At 68.8% G+C, this 23560-nt stretch carries 19 protein-coding genes; 7 read left to right on the top strand and 12 right to left on the bottom strand.

The annotated features are described in order from the left end of the window. Positions 1-38: 38 nt before the first annotated feature. The 6 genes from ABB33_RS06525 to rpsU all read right to left on the bottom strand — a co-directional run bounded on the left by ABB33_RS06525 (position 39) and on the right by rpsU (position 5142). On the bottom strand, positions 39-1025 hold the full coding sequence (locus ABB33_RS06525; protein WP_056931562.1) for a bile acid:sodium symporter family protein: 987 nt from the start codon (positions 1023-1025) through the stop codon (positions 39-41). 34 nt (positions 1026-1059) lie between these two features. After that, entirely contained in the window at positions 1060-1557 is a 498-nt protein-coding gene (locus ABB33_RS06520) for a protein tyrosine phosphatase family protein (RefSeq protein ID WP_056931561.1), read from the bottom strand. Positions 1558-1577: 20 nt separating this feature from the next. Next, on the bottom strand, positions 1578-3311 hold the full coding sequence (dnaG, locus tag ABB33_RS06515; RefSeq protein ID WP_056931560.1) for a DNA primase: 1734 nt from the start codon (positions 3309-3311) through the stop codon (positions 1578-1580). Positions 3312-3368: 57 nt separating this feature from the next. Then, the gene (locus tag ABB33_RS06510; protein ID WP_056931579.1) at positions 3369-4247 is read right to left on the bottom strand and encodes a YihY/virulence factor BrkB family protein; all 879 of its coding nucleotides are present in this window, start codon (positions 4245-4247) and stop codon (positions 3369-3371) included. A 97-nt stretch (positions 4248-4344) separates the two neighbouring features. After that, positions 4345-4791, bottom strand: coding sequence for a GatB/YqeY domain-containing protein (locus tag ABB33_RS06505; RefSeq protein ID WP_056931559.1), 447 nt, complete (start codon positions 4789-4791; stop codon positions 4345-4347). Between the two features lie 135 nt (positions 4792-4926). Continuing rightward, positions 4927-5142, bottom strand: a complete 216-nt coding sequence (gene rpsU, locus ABB33_RS06500) for a 30S ribosomal protein S21 (protein ID WP_002808376.1) — start codon at positions 5140-5142, stop codon at positions 4927-4929. Between the two features lie 200 nt (positions 5143-5342). Here rpsU and tsaD point away from each other — a divergent pair, with 200 nt between their 5' ends. From tsaD to ABB33_RS06475, 5 genes are all read left to right on the top strand, one after another. Next, a complete protein-coding gene (tsaD, locus tag ABB33_RS06495; protein ID WP_056931558.1) occupies positions 5343-6368 on the top strand; it encodes a tRNA (adenosine(37)-N6)-threonylcarbamoyltransferase complex transferase subunit TsaD in 1026 nt (341 codons plus the stop codon). 96 nt (positions 6369-6464) lie between these two features. Next, entirely contained in the window at positions 6465-6818 is a 354-nt protein-coding gene (folB, locus tag ABB33_RS06490) for a dihydroneopterin aldolase (protein WP_054661414.1), read from the top strand. Positions 6819-6886: 68 nt separating this feature from the next. After that, on the top strand, positions 6887-8155 hold the full coding sequence (locus ABB33_RS06485) for a mechanosensitive ion channel family protein (protein WP_054661417.1): 1269 nt from the start codon (positions 6887-6889) through the stop codon (positions 8153-8155). Positions 8156-8241: 86 nt separating this feature from the next. Further along, a complete protein-coding gene (locus ABB33_RS06480) occupies positions 8242-10416 on the top strand; it encodes a glycoside hydrolase family 3 N-terminal domain-containing protein (RefSeq protein WP_056931578.1) in 2175 nt (724 codons plus the stop codon). 99 nt (positions 10417-10515) lie between these two features. Next, the gene (locus ABB33_RS06475; protein ID WP_056931557.1) at positions 10516-11010 is read left to right on the top strand and encodes a CcdC protein domain-containing protein; all 495 of its coding nucleotides are present in this window, start codon (positions 10516-10518) and stop codon (positions 11008-11010) included. Positions 11011-11070: 60 nt separating this feature from the next. Here ABB33_RS06475 and ABB33_RS06470 read toward each other — a convergent pair whose 3' ends face one another. From ABB33_RS06470 to ABB33_RS06445, 6 genes are all read right to left on the bottom strand, one after another. Beyond that, positions 11071-12216: a PQQ-dependent sugar dehydrogenase gene (locus tag ABB33_RS06470; RefSeq protein ID WP_056931556.1), complete on the bottom strand. Its 1146-nt coding sequence runs from the start codon at positions 12214-12216 to the stop codon at positions 11071-11073. Between the two features lie 86 nt (positions 12217-12302). Continuing rightward, positions 12303-13571 (bottom strand): dicarboxylate/amino acid:cation symporter, encoded by a 1269-nt coding sequence (locus ABB33_RS06465; RefSeq protein WP_056931555.1) that lies wholly within the window; start codon positions 13569-13571, stop codon positions 12303-12305. 182 nt (positions 13572-13753) lie between these two features. Then, positions 13754-14542 carry a L,D-transpeptidase family protein gene (locus ABB33_RS06460; RefSeq protein WP_056931554.1) on the bottom strand — a complete coding sequence of 263 codons (789 nt, stop codon included), beginning with the start codon at positions 14540-14542 and terminating at the stop codon, positions 13754-13756. A gap of 17 nt (positions 14543-14559) precedes the next feature. After that, complete coding sequence (locus ABB33_RS06455) at positions 14560-15414, bottom strand: MurR/RpiR family transcriptional regulator (RefSeq protein ID WP_054661432.1); 855 nt, start codon at positions 15412-15414, stop codon at positions 14560-14562. An 807-nt stretch (positions 15415-16221) separates the two neighbouring features. Further along, positions 16222-17319 carry a dipeptide epimerase gene (locus ABB33_RS06450; RefSeq protein WP_054661435.1) on the bottom strand — a complete coding sequence of 366 codons (1098 nt, stop codon included), beginning with the start codon at positions 17317-17319 and terminating at the stop codon, positions 16222-16224. Beyond that, on the bottom strand, positions 17316-18764 hold the full coding sequence (locus ABB33_RS06445) for a C40 family peptidase (protein WP_082595016.1): 1449 nt from the start codon (positions 18762-18764) through the stop codon (positions 17316-17318). Before ABB33_RS06445 ends, ABB33_RS06450 begins: the two co-directional genes overlap by 4 nt. 126 nt (positions 18765-18890) lie before the next feature. On the opposite strand from ABB33_RS06445, the gene ABB33_RS06440 reads away from it, so the two are divergent. Both ABB33_RS06440 and ABB33_RS06435 read left to right on the top strand, forming a co-directional pair. Next, on the top strand, positions 18891-20375 hold the full coding sequence (locus tag ABB33_RS06440; RefSeq protein WP_056931553.1) for a transglutaminase-like domain-containing protein: 1485 nt from the start codon (positions 18891-18893) through the stop codon (positions 20373-20375). Positions 20376-20424: 49 nt separating this feature from the next. After that, on the top strand, positions 20425-23469 hold the full coding sequence (locus ABB33_RS06435) for a TonB-dependent receptor (RefSeq protein WP_056931552.1): 3045 nt from the start codon (positions 20425-20427) through the stop codon (positions 23467-23469). Positions 23470-23560 lie beyond the last annotated feature (91 nt).

Raw genomic sequence — 23560 nt, 5'->3', positions numbered from 1 at the left:
GCGGTGACGGCCGGCGCCCGCCGCGCCCGCCACCGGGCTCAGCGGGTGCCGGTTTCCGGCTTGCGCCGCGCGTAACGCTGCGCCACCACCGCGCAGACGATCAGCTGCAGCTGGTGGTAGATCATGATCGGCAGCACGATCGCGCCGAGGCTGCCGCCGGCGAACAGGACCTTGGCGATCGGCACGCCGGTGGCCAGGCTCTTCTTGGAGCCGCAGAACACGATGGGAATCTCGTCCTCGCGGCTGAATCCCAGCCGCCGTGCCAGCCAGGTGATGCCGGGCATGGCGATGGCCAGCAGCACCACGGCCACCCCTGCCGCGGCGAGCAGCGCGCCGACCGGGGTCTTGTGCCACAGGCCTTCCACCACCGATTCGCCGAACGCGCCATAGACCACCAGCAGCACCGTGCCCTGGTCGGTGTAGCGCAGCAGCGCGCGCTGCCGCTCCACCCAGTGCGCGATCCACGGCCGCAGCAGGTGGCCGGCGACGAACGGCACCAGCAGCTGCAGCATGATCGCGCCGACCGCGTGCAGCGGATCGGCCATGCCGCCCTGGCTGCCGGCCAGCACGCCCATCAGCAGCGGGGTCAGGAACACGCCGAGGATGCTCGACAGCGAGGCCGCGCACACCGCCGCCGGGATGTTGCCGCCGGCCATCGAGGTGAAGGCGATGGATGACTGCACCGTGGACGGCAGCGCGCACAGGAACAGCACGCCGACGTAGAGGTCGGGCGTCAGTGCCCACCCGGCGAGCGGCCGGAACGCCAGCCCCAGCAGCGGGAACAGCATGAACGTGCAGGCCAGGATGACCAGGTGCAGGCGCCAGTGCAGCATGCCGGCGACGATGGATTCGCGCGGCAGTCGCGCGCCATGCAGGAAGAACAGCGCGGCGATGGCCAGGTCGGTGAAGCGGTCCAGGCCGTGCGCGGCAGCGCCGGTCATCGGCAGCACGCTGGCCAGGGCCACGGTGGCGAGCAGGGCGAGGGTGAAGTTGTCCGGTCGCAGGCGCGACCACCAGCGGGTCATCGGCGGGAGTGTCCTTGTCGGCGTGGCGGCAGGCTCAAGGCTGCGCGGGGCGCTCCAGCGCCGCACGCACGGCCGGTTCCAGCGAGGTCAGCCCGGCGTCGCGGCCGAACCGCAGGGCGTCGTCGACCGGCGCCCCCTGCACGCGCGCCCGTACCAGCGCCAGCAGGGCGCCGGCGCGGTTGCCCGAGGCGCAGTGCAACAGCGTGGTGCCGGGATCCTGCCTGAGCAGGCGGTCGAGCGTGCGCGCGTTGGCTTCGCTGATGCCGGCGGCGCCATCGATGGGCAGGCGCACGTAGCGCAGGCCCAGCGCCTCGGCGGCAGCGGCCTCGTCATAGCCGCGATCCTCGTGCGGCATGCGCAGGTCGATGACGGTGGTCACGCCCGAGCGCGCGGCATCGCGCAGCTGCTGCGCGCTGGGCTGGCCGCTGGTGAACAGGTCCGGACGCGGCTGCTTCAGCGCCTGTCCGGCGGCAGCGGTGGAGCCGGCGCAGGCCAGCAGCAGGAACAGCAGTTTCGGCAGGTGTGGGTGCATCGCTTTGCTCCGTCCGCGCTTCAGCGCATCGTCGCGCGTGCCTTGAGCAGCTCGCGCAGTTCGAATTTGTCGGTCTCGTCCAGGCCCTGCTGGCGTTGTTTGGCCTGCAGTTCGTCCAGGCGTTGCTGCAGCAGCTGCTTCTCCAGCTGCACGATGGCGTCGTGCAGCTCCTGGGTCCAGCTGGCCTCGTCGCCGGGCAGGGCGACGGCCGCCAGCCGGTGCAGCGCGGCCTGTTCCTCGCGGCCGTCGAAGTGCTCCAGCAGCGCGCCGGTGCTGATGTCCGGGCGCTGCTGCACCAGCTCCAGCAGTTCCAGCAGCAGCTCGATGCCGGCCAGGCGCAGGCCGGCGATGGCATGGTGGCCCTCCAGGCTCAGCGCCAGCGAGGGCTGCTGCAGCAGGATGGCGATGGCCGCGCGCACCAGGCTGCGCTTCTGCACCGGCGCGACCGCCGCGCGGCGCGCGGGCATGGCCGCCGGCGCGCTTCCGGCAGCGGCGCGGCCGATGCCGGTCAGGCGCTGCAGTTCCTGCTTCATCAGGTCGCCGAAGGCACCATCGGGGATCTGCGCCAGCATCGGCCTGGCGCGTTCGGCCAGGCGCGCCTTGCCGTCGAGCGTGGCCAGGTTGATCTCGCGGGTGAGTTCGTCGAAGAAGAACTGCGACAGCGGCGTGGCCTGCTTCAGGCGCGCGTCGAAGGCCTCGGCGCCTTCCTTGCGGACGATGGTGTCCGGGTCCTCGCCGTCGGGCAGGAACAGGAAGAACGCCTGGCGCCCGTCCTTCATCCGCGGCAGCACCGATTCCAGTGCGCGCCATGCCGCGCGGCGGCCGGCGGCGTCGCCATCGAAGCAGAAGTACACGTCCGGCGCATTGCGGAACAGCAGTTCGGCATGGTCGGGCGTGGTCGCGGTACCCAGCGTCGCCACCGCCTGGGTGACGCCGAACTGGAACAGGCTGACCACGTCCATGTAGCCCTCGACCACGATCAGCCGCTCGATCTTCTGGTTGGCCTGGCGCACCTGCCACAACCCGTACAGCTCGCGGCCCTTGTGGAACAGCGCGGTCTCGGGCGAGTTGAGGTACTTGGGGCCGTCGTCCTTCTGCATGACCCGGCCGCCGAAGGCGATGACCCGGCCGCGGCGGTCGAAGATCGGGAACATCACCCGGTCGCGGAACTTGTCGTAGACATGGCCGCGGTCGTTCTTGGAGAACAGGCCGACGCGGTCGAGCAGCTTCATCCGCCGCTCGTCCTTGCCCAGCGCGTCCTTCAGCGCGCTGTAGCCGTCCGGCGCATAGCCGATGGAAAAGCGTGCGCGGGTATCGGTGTCCACGCCGCGGCCGTCGAGGTAGGCCAGCGCCTTGTCGCTGCCCTCCAGCTGCTTCTGGAAGAAGCGCGCGGCGGCGTCGAGCGCGGAGTACTGGTCGCGGCTGTCATCCTGCTGCTGCGGGCTGCGCGGGTTGGCGTCGCGCGGTACTTCCATGCCGGCGCGCTTGGCCAGTTCCTCCACCGCGTCGAGGAACTCGAGGCGGTCGTAGTTCATCAGGAAGCTGATCGCGGTGCCGTGCGCGCCGCAGCCGAAGCAGTGGTAGAACTGCTTGGTCGGCGAGACGGTGAACGAAGCCGAGCGCTCGTCGTGGAACGGGCAGCGCGCCGCGTATTCCTTGCCCTGGCGCTTGAGCGGCACGCGCGAGCCGACCACTTCGACGATGTCGGAGCGGGCGAGCAGGTCGTCGATGAACGCGTCGGGGATTCGGGCCATGCGAGGGAGTGGAGCACCGCTGCGGGCGGTACATGGCGAAGGTGTGCGGCAAGTGTACTAGAGGCCCGGCCCCGGAACGGCGGCGGCCGCGCGCCGGTGCGCGCGTTCGTCGATGACCGCGGTGACCAGGGCGCCGGCGAAGAACACCACGCTGGCGTAGTACACCCAGACCAGCATGATCACCAGCGTGCCCATCGAGCCGTAGGCGCTGCCGGGCGCGGCATTGGCGATGTACAGGCCGATGCCGTAGCGGCCCAGGGTGAACAGCACGGCGGTGATGGCGCCGCCGCCGAAGGCCTGGCGCCAGGCGACCGGCCGGTCGGGCAGGTAGTGGTAGAGGAAGGCGAAGCCCAGGGTGTAGAGCAGCAGGGTGGACACGTAGCCCACTGCCGGCAGCAGCGAGGGCAGGTGCGCGAACACCACCTGCAGCGCGGTGGTGGCGACCATCGACACGATCAGCAGGAACCCCAGGGCCAGTACCACCCCGGCCGAGAAGATGCGCTTCTTCAGCCAGCCGAGCGCGCCGTCGAAGCGCTGCAGGTCGGCGCGGAAAATGCGGTTCAGGGCGCCCTGCAGCTGGGCGAACACGACGGTGGCGCCGATGAACAGCAGCAACAGGCTCCATGCGCCGGCCAGCGAGCCCAGGTCGGGCTGGGCGGTGGCGTTGGCGATCACGGTGTCGGCGACTTCGGCGACGCTGTGGCCGGCCAGGTCGCCGATCTGGCCGACCAGCGCCTGCTGCGCGGGCGGATAGAGCGAGGCGGTCAGCCACAGCAGCAGCACCAGCAACGGTGCCAGCGAGAGCAGGGTGTAGAACGCCAGCGATGCCGCCTGGGTCATCATGTCCGCTTCGGTGAAGCGGCGGACCAGGGCGGCCGGCAGGCTCTGCTGCAACCGCTCCAGGCGGTGCGTCATGTCCGGTGACAGGGGCGCCATGCCGCGCAGGATGGCATACCCGTACGCATAGCTGCCGTGATGGACGGCCGCGTGCCGGCCCGCCGGTGGCGGCACCGGCGGGGCGGATGCGCCAGGCTCAGCCGGCCAGGGCCTGCTTGACCAGCTTCGACACCAGGCCCATGTCGGCCTGGCCGGCCAGCAGCGGCTTGAGCACGCCCATCAGCTTGCCGATGTCGGCCGCGCTGCTGGCGCCGGTTTCGGTGATCGCGGCATTGATCGCGGCCAGGATCTCGGCCTCGCCCAGCTTGGCCGGCAGGTAGCGCTCGATCACCACGATCTCGTCGCGCTCGACCTTGGCCAGGTCCTCGCGGTTGGCTGCCTCGTACTGGGTCACCGAGTCCTTGCGCTGCTTGACCATCTTGTCCAGCACCGCGATCACCGCGGCGTCGTCCAGCTCGATGCGCTCGTCCACTTCCTTCTGCTTGATCGCCGCGTTGATCAGGCGGATCACGCCGAGGGAGTGCTTGTCGCCGCCCTTCATGGCGGCCTTCATGTCGTCGGTCAGTTGCTGTTTCAGGCTCATGGATCACCTCTTGCGGGATCGGAATGCGGGGGTGCGCACGGGGCGCGGGAACGCAAAAAGCCGGCTACGCTCGCGCGTGCCGGCTTCCACTCCGGTCACGGAAGGCCGAGGCCCCCGTTCAGGAGTTGCGTCCGATCAGTACAGGCGCTGACGCTTGGTGACGTCGCGCGAGGAACGACGCAGCTGGCGCTTCACGGCAGCAGCAGCCTTGCGCTTGCGTTCCTGGGTCGGCTTTTCGTAGAACTCGCGCTTGCGGGTCTCGGCCAGCACGCCGGCCTTTTCGCAGGTGCGCTTGAAGCGGCGGAGCGCAAACTCGAAAGGTTCGTTCTCGCGGACTTTGACGCTGGGCATGGAATCTCCGGGACACAGTGAGACCGGGTCACGCCCGGTGAGCCGCGCATTATAGCCGCTTTGAATCCGGGCGCAAGTGGGCCGGCAGGGCGGGGTGGTGGCGGCCGGCCCATGGCCGACGCCACATGCCATTGCGCGCGCTGTCGCCCGGAGCCCCCGGGCGGTTCGTAAACACGCGCCCGCAGGTTCACAATACCGGCATGAAAGTCCTTGGCATCGAATCCTCCTGCGACGAAACCGGCGTGGCGGTGTACGACACCGCGCTGACGGGCGTCGACGCCCTGCGCGCCCATGCGGTCTACAGCCAGATCGCGCTGCATGCCGAATATGGCGGCGTGGTGCCGGAGCTGGCCAGCCGCGACCATGTGCGCAAGACCCTGCCGCTGATCCGGCAGACCCTGGACGAGGCCGGCATCGCCGTCTCCGAGCTCGATGGCGTGGCCTACACCGCCGGCCCCGGGCTGGTCGGCGCGCTGCTGGTCGGCGCCGGGGTGGCGCGTTCGCTGGCGTGGGCGCTGGACGTGCCGGCCATCGGCGTGCACCACATGGAAGGCCACCTGCTGGCGCCGTTGATGGAAGACGACCCGCCGGCGCCGCCGTTCGTGGCGCTGCTGGTCTCCGGTGGGCACACCCAGCTGGTGGCGGTGGACGCCATCGGCAGCTACCGCCTGCTCGGCGAAACCCTGGACGACGCCGCCGGCGAGGCCTTCGACAAGACCGCCAAGCTGATGGGCCTGCCGTACCCGGGCGGGCCGCAGCTGGCGCGGCTGGCCGAGGCCGGCACGCCGGGCCGGTTCAGGTTCGCGCGGCCGATGACCGACCGGCCGGGGCTGGATTTCAGTTTCTCCGGGCTCAAGACCCAGGTGCTGCTGGCCTGGCGCGACAGCGACCAGGGCGAACAGACCCGCGCCGACATCGCGCGCGGTTTCGAGGACGCGGTGGTCGATACGCTGGCGATCAAGTGCGAGCGCGCGCTGGATGCGGCCGGCTGCGACGTGCTGGTGGTGGCCGGTGGGGTCGGGGCCAACAAGCGGCTGCGGGCCCGGCTGCAGGATGCCGCGCAGCGCCGCGGCGGCCGCGTGTGCTTCCCGCGCCCGGCGCTGTGCACCGACAACGGCGCGATGATCGCCTTCGCCGGCGCGCTGCGCCTGCAGGCCGGCCAGCACAGCCCGGCCGAGGTGAAGGTGGTGCCGCGCTGGGACATGGCCACGCTGCCGCCGGTGTAGCCGCGCACCCGGGGGCGTGCGTCCTGGCAGCCCCGTGTAACGGCAGGCTCAGCGGCGGCTCGTTACCATGTCCGTTCATTCACCGCGACGAACGCAATGGACAAGGTATTCATCGAGGGGCTGGAGATCGAGGCCCTGATCGGCATCTACGACTGGGAGCGGCGCATCCGCCAGACCCTGGTGTTCGACCTGGAGATGGGGTTCGACAACCGCAGGCCGGCGGCGACCGACGACATTGCCGACACCCTCAATTACAAGGCGGTCAGCCGGCGCCTGCAGGAATACGTGGGTGGATCCGATTTCGGCCTGGTGGAAACCCTGGCCGAGCGCTGCGCGGCCATCGTGCTGGACGAATTCGACGTGCGCTGGCTGCGACTGAAGCTGAGCAAGCCGGGCGCGGTGCGCGGTGCGCGCGCGGTGGGCGTGATCATCGAGCGCGAGCGGGGCTGAGGGCATTGCCGGCATCCGGCCGGTAACCGCCCGCAACGAAATACACGGAAACACACAGGAGACGACGGATGGTGGATGCGGTGGTGGCGGTACAGTGGCTCGAGCGGTTGCAGGACACACTGGAACCCTATCCCGGGGCTTACCTGGCCTTGATGCTCCTGGCCCTGCTGGTGGCCGCGGGCCTGGCCAACTGGGTGACCAAGCGCATCCTGCTGCGCGGCCTGCGCCGGCTGCTCAGTCACCTGCCCGGCGCCCAGACCGGGCGCGGCAGCCACCTGATGCGGGTGATCGCGCGGCTTTCCAACGTGGTGCCAAGCCAGGTCATCGCCGCCGGCATCAGGGTGGTACCGGACCTGCCGCCCGGGGTGGTGACATTCGTGGTCGGCGCCTGCCAGGCCTGGGCGGTGCTGACCGTGGCGCTGGCGGTGTCGCATGCGCTGGACGCGGCCAACGATCTCTATGAGCGGCGCCCGGACGCGCGCAACAAGCCGATCAAGGGCTACCTGCAGGTCGCCCGGATCGTGATCTTCGTGATCGCCGGCCTGTCCATCGTCGCCACCCTGGCCGGCGTGGACCTGCGCTACCTGGTCACCGGCCTGGGCGCGGCCACCGCGGTGCTGATGCTGATCTTCCAGGACACCATCCTGTCGCTGGTGGCCAGCGTGCAGATCAGCGGCGATGGCCGCGTGCGCATCGGCGACTGGATCGAGATGCCCAGCCAGAACGCCGACGGCGACGTGATCGACATCGCCCTGCACACGATCACGGTGCAGAACTTCGACAAGACCATCACCACCATACCGACCAAGAAGCTGGTCACCGATTCGTTCAAGAACTGGCGCGGCATGGAGGAGGCGGGCGGGCGCCGGATCAAGCGCGCGCTGTACCTGGACCAGCACAGCGTGCATTTCCTGGACACGGCGGCACTGGCGCGGCTGGAGCGGTTTGGCCTGCTCGACGACTACCTGGCCGGCAAGCGCGCCGAACTGGAGCGCTGGAACACGCAGGTGGCGCAGGCGCACCCGGAAGAGGTCAATGCGCGCCGGCTGACCAACCTGGGTACCTTCCGCGCCTACATCGAGCGCTACCTGCGCAGCCATCCGGGCATCCATCAGGGCATGACCCTGCTGGTGCGTCAGTTGGCGCCGGGGCCGCAGGGCCTGCCGCTGGAGATCTACTGCTTCACCGTCAGCACCGCGTGGGGCGAGTACGAGGCGATCCAGTCCGACGTGTTCGACCACCTGCTGGCGATCCTGCCCGAGTTCGGCCTGCGCGTGTTCCAGGAATCCAGCGACGCCATGCTCATGGCGATGCGCGAGGGCGCGGGGCGGGGCTAGTCCCGGCGGGGCCTGCGGCGCATCGCGGGCTTCACGGCGACAAGGCTAGAATCCGCGCTCTGAAAGCGTTTCCACAAGGACCGCCACTGGTGGCAGACCGCATCGAATCCCTGATCGCCCGCATGACCCTGGAAGAAAAGGTGGGCCAGCTGGGCGTGTTCGCCGACATGGTCCGCCCGTTCGCGCCGGACGTGAATCCCGAAACCAACGTGCGCAACGCCGGGCAGGTGCTCGAGCAGGTGCGTGCCGGCCGCGTCGGCTGCCTGTTCAACGGCGTCGGCGCCGCGCAGGGCCGCGAGATCCAGCGCGTGGCGGTGGAGGAAAGCCGGCTGGGGATCCCGGTGGCGCTGGCCGCGGACGTGATCCACGGCATGCGCACGGTGTTCCCGATCCCGCTGGGCGAGGCGGCCAGTTTCGAACCGGCGCTGGCCGAGCGCACCGCGCGCGCCACCGCCGTGGAGGCCACCGCCGCCGGCATCCACTGGACCTACGCGCCGGCGGTGGACATCGCCCGCGACCAGCGCTGGGGCCGCGGCGCGGAATCGGCCGGCGAGGACGTGGTGCTGGGCTGCGCCTTCGCCGCCGCACGCGTACGCGGCTTCCAGGGCCCGGACCTGGCCGCGGCCGATTCGCTGCTGGCCACGCCCAAGCACTTCGCCGGGTATGGCGCGGTCGCCGCCGGCATGGAGTACGCCCAGGTGGATATCGCGCCGCAGACCCTGCACGACGTGCACCTGCCGCCGTTCAGGGCGGCGCTGGCCGCCGGTGCGCGCGCGCTGATGAGCGCGTTCAACGACATCAATGGGGTGCCGGCCAGCGCCAACCGCTGGCTGCTGACCGACCTGCTGCGCGGGCAATGGGGGTTCGACGGCGTGGTGGTATCGGACTACACCGCCGACATGGAGCTGATCGCCCACGGCTACGCCGCCGACGAAACCGATGCCACGGCCAAGGCGTTCCTGGCCGGGCTCGACCTGAGCATGCAGAGCGGCTTCTACGCCGCGCACCTGCCGGGGCTGGTCGAAGGCGGCCAGGTGCCGATGGCGGCGCTGGACGCATCGGTGCGGCGCATCCTGCGCCTGAAGGAAGCCATTGGCCTGTTCGACGACCCCTACCGGTCGCTGGACCCGGCGCGCGAGGCCGACACTTCGCACATCGCCGCGCACGATGCGCTGGCCCGCGATGCGGCGCGGCGTTCGATCGTGCTGCTGAAGAACGACGGTGCGCTGCTGCCGTTGCGCAAGGCCGGGCAGAAGATCGCGCTGATCGGGCCGTTTGCCCAGGACCGCGACAACATCGAGGGGTGCTGGACCCTGTTCGGCGACAAGGCGCGCTACGTGACGCTGGAAGCCGGCATGCGCGCGGCACTGGCCGACCAGGCGCTGCTGGAGGTGGTGCCCGGCTGCGCGCTGGAGGACGCGGTCGAAGGCGGCATCGAGGCGGCGGTGGCCGCGGCACGGCGCGCCGACGTGGTGGTGCTGGCGCTGGGCGAGCCGCAGCGTTACAGCGGCGAGGCGCAGTCGCGGGTGGAGATCGTGGTGCCGGCGGCACAGCAGGCCCTGGCCGAGGCGGTCGCCGCCACCGGCACGCCGGTCGTGGTGCTGCTGCGCAACGGCCGCGCGCTGGCGCTGCATGGCGCGGTGCGCGACGCGCAGGCCATCGCGGTGACCTGGTTCCTCGGTACCCAGACCGGCCATGCGGTGGCCGACGTGCTGTTCGGCGACTACAGTCCGTCGGGCCGCCTGCCGGTGAGCTTCCCGCAGCACTCCGGGCAGCAGCCGTACTTCTACAACCATCCGCGCACGGGCCGCCCGGAGCTGCCCGGCATGTCCGAGTTCAAGGCGCGCTGGCGCGAGATCCCCAACGCGCCGCTGTACCCCTTCGGCCACGGCCTGGGCTACGCCACGTTCGCCTACGGCGCGCCGCGCCTGAGCGAACCGCAGCTGGACTGGGACGGCGAACTGGTCGTCACCACCACGGTCACCAACACCGGCGCGGTGGCCGCCGAGGAAGTGGTGCAGCTGTACGTGCACGACCGCGTCGCCAGCCGCGTGCGCCCGGTGCGCGAGCTCAAGGCATTCGCGAAGATCGGGTTGGCACCGGGCGAGGCCAGGGACGTGGTGTTCCGGCTGGACCGCGGGCAACTGGCCTTCACCAACAGCGAAGGCGTGTTCACCGCCGAGCCCGGCCTGTTCGACCTGTGGGTGTGCGCGTCGTCGGCCGATGGCGAACCGGTGCGCTTCGAACTGCTGGCGCCCTGACTGCCTGCCCCGGCCCGCCTGCCGGGCCGGGATGGGGATCTGCATCTTGAAGCAGGCAGCGGGCGTGCGATGCTGTCGCCGCGCCCACGGAGACCCGCCATGCCTGCACCGATGCCCACCTACCTGCCGTGGCTGATGACTGCCGGTTTCGGCTGGATGTACTACCGCCGGCTCCGCCGCCACTTCGGCTGGCAGCCCTGGCAGCCGCGTCGCACCCTGGCGCGCATCGTGATCCTGGCGCTGGTGGCGGCGATGCTCGGGCTGGCGGCGGCCTTCGTGCCGCACGTGGCCGCCGGCATGGCCGTGGGCGCGCTGGCCGGCATCGCGTTGGGATGGTTTGGGTTGAAACACACGCGCTTTGACGCGCGCGAAGGCCGGCGCGGCTATACGCCCAATCCGTGGATCGGCGGCGCCCTGTCGCTGCTGCTGGTCGCGCGCCTGGCCTGGCGCTGGCAGGACGGCGCCTTCAGCCAGGGCATGGCGCCCGGCGCCGCCAACGCCAGCCCGCTGACCCTGGGCCTGGCTGCCGCCCTGGTCTGCTACGGCCTGACGCAGGCCATCGGCCTGCACCTGAGCCTGCGCTACGAACCGTAGCGTGCGGCCCGCTGCGCGAGGGGCGTCAACGGCACGCCCTCCCGCGTACGACAGCGGCGGCTACGTGCGCGGCGTCAGCTTGAGCAGTCGCGCGTTGCTGCCGTCCTCCAGCAGCCACAGCGCGCCATCGGGGCCCTGCGTCACCGCGCGGATGCGCGCCCCCATGTCGAAGCGTTCGGCCTCGCGCGCGTTGTCGCCGTCGAAGGCGATGCGCACCAGCGACTGCGACGACAGCCCGCCGATGAAGCCATTGCCGCGCCACTGCGGGAACTGCGCACCGTCGTAGATGATCAGGCTGGACGGGGAAATGACCGGCGTCCAGCTGATCTTCGGCGCGACGAACTCCGGCCGGGTGTGGTGGTCGGGGATGTCGCGGCCGTCGTAATGGTCGCCGTTGGAGACCAGCGGGTAGCCGTAGTTGCCGCCGCGCTGGATCAGGTTCAGCTCGTCGCCGCCCTTCGGGCCCATCTCGTTCTCCCACAACCGCCCGCGTGCGTCGAAGGCCAGCCCGAGGATGTTGCGGTGGCCGAGCGACCACACCTGGTTGGCCGGCGAACCCTGCGCGGCGAACGGGTTGTCGGCGGGCGCGCTGCCGTCGTCGTTGAGGCGGATGATCTTGCCGAGGTTGCCGCCCATGTCCTGCGCGGGGTCGAACTTCTGCCGTTCGCTGGAGCTGATCCACAGCTTGCCGTCGGGCCCGAACAGCAGGCGGTGCCCGTAGTGGCCGTTGCCGCTGACCTTCGGGGTCTGCCGCCAGATCACCTGCGCATCGGCCAGGCGGCCGCCGCCCTGGGCGTCGAGCACCAGCCGCGTGCGCGCAACCGCGGCACCGCGGGTGTCGTTCTCGCCGGGCTCGGCATAGCTGTAATAGACCAGCCCGTTGCGGGCGAACTGCGGGTGCAGGGCGACATCGCCGAAACCGCCCTGGCCTGCATGCGCCACCTTGGGCACCCCGGCGATGGCGTGGCGGCGGCCGCTGGCCGGATCTAGATGCACCAGCCTGCCCGCCTTCTCGGTGACCAGCAGGCTGCGGTCGGGCAGGAATGCCATCGCCCACGGGCTGTCGAAGCGGGCGACCTCGGTGGCGGCGAACGGCCACTGCGCCGGCTTGACCGCCGCCTGCGCGGCCGGATCCGCGGCGCAGGCGGTGGTGAACAGGACGGGCGTCAGCGCAAGGGCCAGGCTGAGCAGCAGGGGACGGGGCATGGCGAACTCCAGGGCGGGAAGCGGTGGAACGGCACACCTTATGCGAAGCCGGCGCGCGAGGCACGCCGGTCCGCGCGGCCGCGGCGTCAGGCGTCCTCGGCCGGTGCCATGCGCTTGGCGACGATCGAGGTGGCGGTCATGTCGCCGGTGGTGTTGCCGATGGTGCAGAACACGTCGGGGATCGTATCGACCGCCAGCAGCACGCCCAGCGGCTCCACCGGCAGCCCCATGCTCTGCGTGACCGGCATGTTGTTGGTCATGAAGTTGGCCTGGCCTGGCAGGCCGGTGGAGCCCATGCTGATCGCCGCGGCCAGCAGCACCGCCACCGCGTACTGCGAGAAGGAGATGTCGATGCCGTACAGCCAGGCGATGAAGCTGGCCACGGCGATGTACTGCGCGGGGCTGGTCACCCGGAACAGCGAGACCGCCATCGGCAGCACCAGCGAGGTCAGCGCGGTGGGGTAGCCCAGCCGGTTGCGCGCGCTGTCGATCATCGCCGGCAGCGAGGCCAGCGACGACTGCGTGCTGCCGGCGATGACCTGCACCGGCACCAACGCGGCGGCGAAGCGCCGCACGCCCTCGCGCGCGGCCAGCACCGCCACCACGTACAGCAGCAGGGTGATCAGGATGTAGACCACGCACATCAACAGGATGTAATAGCCGAGGATGCCGAGCACGCTCATGCCGACCTCGGCGCAGACCACCAGCACCAGCGCGAACACGCCCAGCGGCGCCGCCCACAGCACCCAGCGCACGATGGTGATCATGGTGTCGCCGACGATCTTGATGATTTCCAGGATGCGGTCGCGGCGTTCGCTGTCCTGCCGGCTCAGCGCGAAGCCGAAGAACATCGCGAACACCACCAGCGGCAGCATCGCGTTGGCCGATGCCACCGCCAGCACGTTGCTGGGAATCAGCGAGGACAGCCACTGTGCGGCGGTCGGTGCCTTGGCCAGTGTTTCCGGTGCGTGCAGCGCGGCGCGGAAGGTCTGCATGGTCGCGCTGTCATGCGGTACCAGGCCCAGCAGCGCCGGCGTGACCACCGCCGAGAAGCTCGCCGCGGCGACCAGCAGCACGATGAACACCAGGATCGCATTGCGTGCGGTACGCCCGGATGCGGCGGCGTTGCTGGCGGTATTGACGCCGACGATCACCAGCGCGGTGACCAGCGGCACCACCGTCATCTGCAGTGCGTTGAGCCACAGCCGGCCGATCGGCCGGGCGAACTCGGCGACCTGCAGCGCCAGCGCCGGATCGTGATGGGTGAGCGTCAGCCCGACCACCGCGCCGACCAGCAGTGAGATCAGCACTTTGACGGGAGCGGAGAGCCGGAAACGTCGGGTCGTTGTGGTCATGGATGGCCGGATTGCGGAAGGAGGGGAACAGGGCAGGGGGCGAGCCCGTGCCACGAGCGAGGCGCCACTGCCGGGCGCGCCTCATGCACCAGGGCGATGCCTGACGCGACCGGTTCGCCCATCCATGGCGTGGCAGGTACCGCCTGCCGCGGGAATACGGGAGCGCGCGGGCGTGGCGCCGGTCAATGACCGGCCTTGGCCGCAGGCGCAGGCAGGCCCCAGTGCTGCTGCAGGCGCCGGTACTCGGCTTCGGGCAACAGCACGAACAGCGGATGCGCCGCCGGGTCCAGCCAGCCGAGCAGGGCGGACATGCGCTCGGGTTCCATCGCGGTGCAGCCGGCCGTCGCCTCGCCGCTCTGTCGCCACAGGTGGGCGAAGATGCAGCTGCCGCGGCCGGGCTCGGCCCTGGGGTTGTGCTCGATCACGAAGCCTTCGCGATAGCGGCGGTCGCCCTGGTTGTGCAGGTCCAGCCGCATCGGTTCGGTGGACCCCTCCACCGCCTCGCTGCCCACCACCTCGGCGTCGACGATGCGGTTGTACAGCGGCGAATCCGGCACATCCATGCAATAGCTGCTCGCCAGCATCGGCTGGTACGGCAGTGCGCTGTCCACGCGCGGAGCGTAGCCGAAGGCCTCGCCGATACCGAACACGCCGGCCGGGCTGCGACCGTCGCCCTCGCGTTTCTGCGGGCCGTCCGGCTGCGCCGGATGCAGGCCCAGGCCCCATGCGCTGCCGTTGCGGCCGAGCGCCACCTCGAAGCCGGCGCCATGCGGCTTCCAGCCCTGTGCGGTGCGTTCGTAGGCCTGCAGGCGGCCTGCCGGGGTGTCCCACGACGGCGTGGTGACCACCACCAGCTGGCGCGCATCGTGCAGCGGCGCGGCGGGCGTCGCGGCGGCGGCAGTGCCGGCCACGGCCATCGCGGCAAGCGACGGCAACAGGCAGCGGGCGAGGGAGCGGAACAGGGAAGACATGGCGACGGCTCCGGCAATCAGTTGTCGATCAACTGCTGGATGCGCTCCTGGTTCAACGCCAGCTGGCGCTGACGGTCGGAGTTGGCATGGCACAGCAGCACGAACACGAAATCCAGCAGGTACTGCAACGAGCAACGGTACAGCAGTTGCGCCACCGGTGGCTGCGGGTCGTGCGCGCAGATCGCCAGCGAGGCATCGGCATGGGCGCGCAGCGGGTTGGCGGTGTGGCGGGTGATCGACACGACCTTGCCGCCCATCTCCTGGAACTGGCGCGAGAGCTGCCACAGCTGCGGCAGCTTGCCGAATTCGGAGAACACCAGCAGCACGTCGCCGGGGCGCGCGGCCGACAGGTTGGCGGTCATCAGGATCGGATCGGCATGCTGCACGGTGAGGATGCCCAGCAGCGCCAGGCGCATGGCGAACTCGCGGGCGTACAGGCCATCGTCGCCCAGCCCGTAGACGAATACCTTGGGGGCGGCGTCGATCAGCGCGATCACCGCTTCCACCTCTTCCTGTGGATTGGCGACGCGGGTCTCCTCCTCGGCCGCGGCCTTGCTGCGGCGCAGCCCCTCGGCCACCTGCAGGTAGCCGTGCGGGTCGTTCTCCGGCGGCCATTCGGCGACGTCGCCATTGCCGTTGCTGGCCAGTGCCACCGCCGCACCGACCGAGTACTTCAGGTCCGGGTAGCCCTTGAACCCGAGCTTCTGGCTGAACTTGACCACGCTCGACTGGCTGATGCCCAGGGCATTGGCCAGCTGCTGCGAAGAGTAGTCGCGCAGCAGGTGCGCGTTGTCGAGGATGAAGTCGGCGATGCGCCGTTCGATCGCCGACATCTGTTCGCGTTCGGAGCGGATTTTTACCAGGGGTGGCATGGGCGGGCCGTTGGCTGCGATGGAGTGACTCTAAAAGGATTTGGGAGACGCTGTAAGGTCTTGCAGCGCGATACTAGGAGTGCGGGGAATATCGAGGTTGCTGCTTGCGCTTCGACTGTTGCTCCGGCTTTTGACTTTCCGGGTTCCCTTCCGCAGCGACGGAGCCGACGGACAAGACCCCGAGAGGGGCGGCGTGCACGGATGCACGTCGTTTTTCGACGAGACAGGGATGTCTCGTCGAAAAATCCCGGCGGCGGAGTGGACCCGGCGCGCGCAGCGCGTCGGGCGCGTAGGCAGGGCGTGCTTTCTTTTGGCTACTTTTCTTTGCACGAGCAAAGAAAAGTGGCTCGCTCCTGCGAAGCAGGAGTGAAAGCTCTGCTTTCAAGCTGCTGCTTTGGTTGTTGTTTCTTTCCAGCGCAAAGCCCCAGGCAACGGCAGAAGCAAGGGCTTTCGCTCCCCTTCGGGGCGCGAGTTACTTCTCTTTGCTCGTGCAAAGAGAAGTAACCAAGAGAAACACGGGCCGGGACGCGATCCGCCGGGCTGCGCCCGCCGGTTCCCTGCGCTCCTCGCGTGCCGGGGGGACGGCGCACAACTCGCTTCGCTCAGACACGTGCGCCTCTTCGCCCCTCGGCCCGCCGCGGTGCTCGGCCCGCCCTACGGCCGGGGAAGTCAAATGCCGAAGAGCAAAATCACGGGCAACGGCAACGGCAACGGCAACGGCAGAAGCATTCCCCACTGCTTCCCCGGATGCGGCCCACCCGGGAGGGAGTGCGACAGCAACAAGGTCGGTTGCCGTCGCCATGCCGGTCATGCCTTCAGCATCTCCAGCCCGCGCACCTCGGTGATGCCCAGTCCCGGCGCATCGGTGATGCTGATCTCCGATTCATTGAAGATCACCCCGCCGGTGACCGGGTTGAACAGGCTCAGCGATGGTCCGTCCAGGTCCACCTTGGTGATCGCGCCGGACTTGGCCACCGCCAGGTGCACCGCCGCGGCCACGCTGATGCTGGATTCGAGCATGCAGCCGATCATGCAGGGAATGCCGTACAGCGAGGCGATGTCGGCGACCTTGATGGCGTTGGAAATGCCGCCGGTCTTCATCAGCTTGATGTTGATGATGTCGGCCGCGCGCTGGTGGATCAGGTCGAACACCTGGTGCGGGCCGAATACGCTCTCGTCGGCCATCACCGGGGTGTTGACCCGCTCGGTGACGTACTTCATGCCGTCGATGTCAGCAGCCTTGACCGGCTGTTCGAGCAGCTCCAGCACCACGCCGGCATTCTCCAGCGCGCTCATGGCATAGACCGCCTGCTTGGCGGTCCAGCCCTGGTTGGCGTCAAGCCGCAGCAGCGCCCGGCCCTCGACCGCGGCGTGGATCGCCTTGACCCGCTCGATGTCCAGGCCGATGTCCTTGCCGACCTTGATCTTCAGCGACTCGAAGCCGCGCTCGATCGCCGACAGCGAATCGGCCACCATCTTGTCGATGTAGTCCACGCTGATGGTGATGTCGGTGGTGATCACCGGGTCGCCGCCGCCGAGCATCTGGTACAGCGGCGCGCCGTGCAGCTGCGCCCACAGGTCGTAGATGGCGATCTCCACCGCGGCCTTGGCGCTGGTGTTGCGCTCCAGCGAGGACTGCACCAGCCCGCAGATGCGGTTGAGGTTGGCGATGTCCTCGCCGATCAGGCGTGGCTTGATGAAGTTGTTGATGGCCTCGATGATCGAGCCATGGGTATCGCCGGTGATCACCGCGGTGGCCGGTGCCTCGCCGTAACCGGTGTGGCCGGTATCGGTACGCACCAGCACCACGATGTCCTCGACCGATTCGACGGTGCGCAGCGCGGTCTTGAACGGGGTTTTCAGGGGCACGCGCAGCATGCCCAGTTCGATATCGGTGATCTTCATTTGGTGGTATGCGGGCGGATGCGCTGGATGTTGGTGATGCGGTCGACGTAGCTGGCGGTATCGCTGGCCATCATCGGCTGCAGCGGCGTTACCGAGACGCCATTGAGGTGGGCCTGGACCCGCTTGCCATCGGCACCGAACCAGCTGCCGCCGGAGGTATCGTGGATCATCCAGGCCATGCCGTCGGCATGGCCGATGGTCATCATCACATGCCCGGGGATGTAGACCAGGTCGCCGACCTGCAGTGCGTCCACCGCGGCATCGCGCCGCGCCTTGCCATCCTTCTCGCCGAAGGCGATGCGGTCCAGCGCCGGACTCACCGCCTGCGCGCTGGTGTTGCGCGGCAGCAGCACGCCGAAGCTGCGGTAGACCTCGGAGACGAAGCCGCTGCAGTCGCGGGTGTCGTAGGAATGGCCCCAGCCGTAACGCTCGCCCAGGAACTTGAAGGCCTGGGTGAGCAGGTTGCGCGGGGTCAGCGCCAGGTAGTCGTCGCTGCTGTCCTGCGAGCGCGGCAGCAGCGCCGGGGCGAAGCCCAGACGACCCTGGTCATCGCGTACCGGCAGCTGGATGACGTGGGCGGCATGGCCCTGCTGGCCGTTGACCGGCTGCTGCGCGGGCCAGTCGGCCAGCACCGGCACGCGCACGCCCATGTCCAGCTGCAGGCGCGAGACGCGGGGTTCTTCCGGCGTATAGGTGGTGGTGGCGGTGGCGCCGGTGATCACCCGGTACGGGCCGCTGGCGCCGTAACCGAACACCTGGGCCGCGTCGCCGATGCCGACGAAGCGTTTTTCCACCCATGCGACGTAGCGCTCGCTGGCGACGAACAGCCACTGGCCGTCGGCGCTTTCATGCAGCACCGCCACGGCATCGCCGGGGAACAGCGCCGATTCCTGGAAGCGGTCGATGTCGGTGTCGCCGCTGCTGGAGAACACGCGCAGACCGGTCGGGAAGGCGCGCAGCGCGGCGCGGTGCACGACCAGGCCGTACTGCAGCGGGCGCGTGCCGGCGATGCGGTCCATGGCCAGGTTGTCGCTGATGGCGCGCAGCTGCGCGGCGTCGACCGGCTTGCCCTGCACGTCGTACAGCGTGCGGGTCGGGGGACGCGAAATCGCCTCGATCTGCGCGCGCACGAAGTCGCGCGGCAGGGTCGCCGGCAGCGCGCGCAGGTCATGGATGGACGCATCCAGCTGGCGCATGCGCGCGTTCTGCGCGGCAATGCCGGCGCGGTCGAGGATCACCCGGTCCGGATCGGACATCTGCGCGATCCAGTGTGCAGCCGAGAGGTAATCCTCGCGCAGGCCGATGACGCCGGCATGGTCCTGCGACGACGCGGTGGCCGCGCCGAGCGCGAAGGCCGGTGCCGCACACAACGGCGCGGCGATCAGCAGGGACCAGCAGGCCCAGGCGAGGCGCCGCGGGCGGGGACGGACGGGGGTGGCGGACATGGGGACTCCCTCGGGGTGCATTGGAATACTTATTCCTTTCTTCCTTGAAATCAAGAATAAATTATTGACCCATTGTCGCACGCGTGTTACACAACCGTTATCCCGCGTACCCGTGGAAGTGTTGCCGTGGATCCAGCGTTGCGCCAAGTCCCAGTCGCTTTCAGGCCTGCCCGGTACCGGCTCATGGCTGGCCTGCTGTGCCTGCTGTCGGCCACGGCGGGCGCTGCCGAGACGCCCGAGCAGCTCGCCGCGCGCGTGGACCGCGGCGATTTCGCCGGGGCGCGCTCGCAGATCGACGCTGCATTGCAACAGCCGGCACTGGGCCAGGCACAGCGCGACGCCTATCTGTTCCAGCGCGAGCGCATGCGCCGCATGCAACTGGATTTCGGCCTCGACCGCGAACGCGCGATGGCCGCGGTGCGCCGCTACATCCCCGATCTGCGCGAGGACGAATTCCGCGCCTGGGACGAAGCCGGGCTGATCGAACACCTGGACATCGATGGCCAGCGCCGCTGGTTCAACCGCGCGCCCTCCAACCTGTTCCGGGTCAGCACCGCGGCGGCGGCGCGGCGCTCGCCGGCGATCAAGCCGCCCGCGCCCGGCCCGTTCGAGGTGGTCACGCCGCATCACCTGGAAGTGCTCAAGCGCGCGCAGGCCGGTGCCACCAGCAGTGTCGCGCCGCGGCGGGTGCGGGTCACCCAGTCGCTCACGGTCAAGGCCGATGCGGTGCCGGCCGGCGAGACGGTACGTGCCTGGATCCCGTACCCGCGCGCCATTCCCGGGCAGCAGCAGGACATCCGCCTGCTGGGCAGCGTGCCGGGCGGTGCGCAGGTCGCGCCGGAAGCCGCGCTGCAGCGCACCGCCTACCTGGAACGCAAGGCGGTCGCCGGCACGCCGACCGCGTTCTCGGTGAGCTATGAGGTCACCGTGTACGCGCGCCATTTCGCGATCGACCCGGACGCGGTGCTGGCCACACCGGACGACCCTGCGCTGGCGCCGTACCTGGCCGAGCGCGCGCCGCATATCGTGTTCACCCCGGCGCTGCGCGAGTTCTCGCGGCGCGTGGTGGACGGGGAGACCAACCCGTACCGGATCGCGCGCAAGCTGTTCGATGCGGTCGACCGCATCCCGTGGGGCGGCGCGCGCGAGTACTCGACCATCGGCAACATCAGCGACCACGCGCTGCATGCCACCCACGCCGACTGCGGGCAGCAGACCCTGTTGTTGATGAGCCTGTTGCGCCTGAACGGCATTCCCGCGCGCTGGCAGTCGGGCATGGTGTACTCGGACAACGACACCGGCTACAGCAACCTGCACGACTGGGGCGCGCTGTACCTGGCGCCCTATGGCTGGGTGCCGATGGACGTCACCACCGGCGCGCTCGACAGCCCGGTGCCGGCGGTACGTGATTTTTACTTCGGCGGGCTGGATGCCTACCGCATCGCGTTCAACGACGACTACGCGCAGGCGCTGGTACCGGCCAAGCAGCACTTCCGCTCCGAAACCGTGGACTCGCAGCGTGGCGAGGCCGAGTGGGTGGGCGGCAATCTCTATTTCGACCAATGGAACTACGACTTCCAGTGGCAGGTCTTGCCGCCACCGGAAGATTGACGCTTCGTGACACCGCTGTAATACACAACACTGCAGGAGAGAGCAGGGGATGAACAGGAAAATGCTGAAAAAGGCGGCGCTCAGCGTCGCGCTGGGTGCGTGCCTCGGGGCGGTCGCACCCACCGTCATGGCGCAGAGTGCCACCGGCGCCATCGCCGGCCGCGCCAATTCCGGTGACCAGATCACCATCACCAACACCGCTACCGGACTCACCCGCACGGTGACCGCCGGCAGCGACGGCAGCTACCGCCTGAGCCAGCTGCCGGTGGGCGACTACAGCCTGACCGTCAAGCGCGACGGCCAGGCCGACAAGGAGCCGTTGGCGGTCAACGTCTCGCTGGGCGGCACCACCAACGTCAACCTCGGTGGCAGCGACACCGGCCCGGTGATGCTGGACTCGGTGCAGGTGGTCGGCTCGCGCATCGTCAACCGGGTGGACGTGTACTCGACCGAGTCCTCGTTCAACATCAACCGCGAAGAGCTTTCGCGCATGCCGGTGGCCCAGGATCTGTCATCGGTCGCCCTGCTTGCTCCGGGCGTGATCGGCGGTAACTCGTCGTTCGGCGGCATTTCCTTCGGCGGTTCGTCGGTGGCCGAGAACTCGGTCTTCATCAATGGCCTCAATGTCACCGATTTCTACAAGCGGCAGAGCTTCTCGGCGGCGCCGTTCGCGTTCTTCGAGGAGTTCCAGATCAAGACCGGCGGCTACTCCGCCGAGTTCGGTAGGTCCACCGGCGGCGTGATCAATGCGGTCAGCCGCTCGGGAAGCAACGAGTTCAAGGGTGGCGTGACGATGACGTTCGAGCCGGCAGCCTGGCGCTCGAAGGCCGAGGATCACTACTACGCCGACGGTCGCGTCAACGTCCTGTCCAGCCACAACACCCGCAGCTTCACCAAGGCCAACGTATGGGCCTCCGGCCCGATCGTGAAGGACAAGCTGTTCCTGTTCGCCATGTACGAGCAGCGCGACAACAAGACCGGCAGCACCAACTCGGCTGGTAACAGCTGGACCCAGAGCACGTCCGACAACGGCTTCTGGGGTACCAAGCTGGACTGGAACATCACCGACAATCATCTGCTGGAGGCGATGGCGTTCTCCGACGAGGGCGACAGCGACGCCGCGATCTACACCTACGACTTCGCCAGCTCGAAGCGTGGCACGGGGCAGCCCAGCCAGTCCCGCGCCTCCAGCGGCGGTACCAGTGGCTCGGTGACCTATACCGGACATTTCGCCGACAACTTCACCGCCAAGGCGATGTACGGCATCAACCGCAGCAGCAGCTACAACAAGTCGCCCGCGGACAGCCTGTGCGATTTCGTCACCTACGAGAACTTGAGCTACGGCGCTACCTACCGCGCGATGGGCAGCCCGGTGCTGGGTTGCCACCCGGGCGGAACGATCGTCAATCATGAGGACGAGCGCATCGCCAAGCGCCTGGACTTCGAGTGGATGCTCGGAGACCACCAGCTGCGTTTCGGCTGGGACCATGAACTGATGACCACCGATCGCAAGACGGTCTATCCGGGCCCGACCCGCAAGTACTACACCGCCTATGGCACCAAACCGGGCAACCTGCTCGACAACGGCTCGGTCGTTCCCGCAGGCGTGAACGCGATCCTGCGCGCACGCGAGCGCGCCGACGGCGGCGTGTTCGACATCAAGGCCAGCGCCTTCTACCTTGAGGACAACTGGAACGTCACGCCGTCGCTGATGCTGAATCTCGGCGTGCGCGTGGACAACTTCGAGAACATGACCACGGTAGGGACCACCTTCACCAAGCAGGACAACCTGTTCTCGCCGCGCCTCGGATTCTCCTGGGACATGAAGGGCGATGGCAGCACGAAGCTGTTCGGCAACCTCGGCCGCTATTACATGCCGATCCCCAGCATCCTCAGCTACAACTTCGCCGGCGGCCTGCTCGACGAGTACACCTACTACGCGCTGGACGGCTGGCGCCCGGAAACCAACCCGGTCACCGGCGCGCCGTACATGGCGCCGATCATCGGCGCGCAGATCGGTCCGGTGGACCAGTCGCAGAACATCGTCGTCCAGGACCTGCGGCAGAGCGTGGACCGCGACCTGGATGCGGTCTATCAGGACGAGGCGATCCTCGGCTTCCAGAGCATGATCAACCAGGCCTGGTCGTGGGGCGTCACCGGCACTTACCGGCGCATGCCCAATGCGATGGACGACATGCTCATCAATGCGCTGTGTGGCAAGCGCCACAGCAACCTGTGGCCGATCGCCAACCCGGGCGACAAGCTGACCCTGTGGGGCACCAAGGCCATGGGTTGCGCGCAGGATGGCTGGGTGACGATCGATACTTCCAAGGAAGGCTACATGACGGCGGGCAGCAACCGCATCATCGGTTACTCCAAGCCCAAGCGTACCTACAAGTCCGTGGAGTTCCAGATCGACCGGGCATGGGACGACAAGTGGGCGTTCAATGCCTCCTATCTGTGGTCCAAGTCCTCGGGCAACCATGAGGGTCCGGTCAACTCGGATACCAACTATGGCGACACCGGCATGGTCCAGCACTGGGATCACCCGGCCAACAACCAGCGCTACGGCGACTTGTTCAACGATCACCGCCACCAGATCAAACTGCGGGGCAGCTTCAAGCTCAACGACATGTGGTCCTTCGGCGCCACCTTCACCGCATTGTCCGGCGGCCCGATCACCGCGTTCGGCGTGACGTGGCCGGATGAGGACCGTGCCGTGGCCAGCTACACCAGCACCGGCAGTGGCGGTGGTACCGGCTGGTTGTGCGTGGAAAAATGTAGTGGCAGCGATCCGGAAACCGGTGTTCCCTATACCTATAAGGACCGCGTGTACAAGTATTCCGGCCGCGGCGATTTTGGCCGTATGCCGTGGATCTATAACCTCGGTGCCAATGTCGTCTGGACGCTGCCGGTGGAAGGCATCGACCTGAAGGCCACACTGTCGGTCTACAACGTGCTCAACCAGCAGGAAGTGATCAACGTGGCGGCACGCTATGAAGGGCAGCCCGGCGTGATGCGCGACACCTTCGGCACCGGCACGCGCTGGCAGTCCCCACGCTACGCGCAGCTGGTCGTGAACTGGAACTTCTGACCGGGCAGCGGCGCACCATGATGGATTTGCGGTACTGAGTTCCTCCTCTGGCGGCCCTTGCATGGGGGCCGCCATCTTTTTTTGGAGCAAT

The sequence above is a fragment of the Stenotrophomonas acidaminiphila genome (assembly GCF_001431595.1).
Classification (GTDB): domain Bacteria; phylum Pseudomonadota; class Gammaproteobacteria; order Xanthomonadales; family Xanthomonadaceae; genus Stenotrophomonas; species Stenotrophomonas acidaminiphila.
Note: the sequence above shows the minus strand (reverse complement) of the source record. Positions and strands in the feature narration are given on the sequence as shown.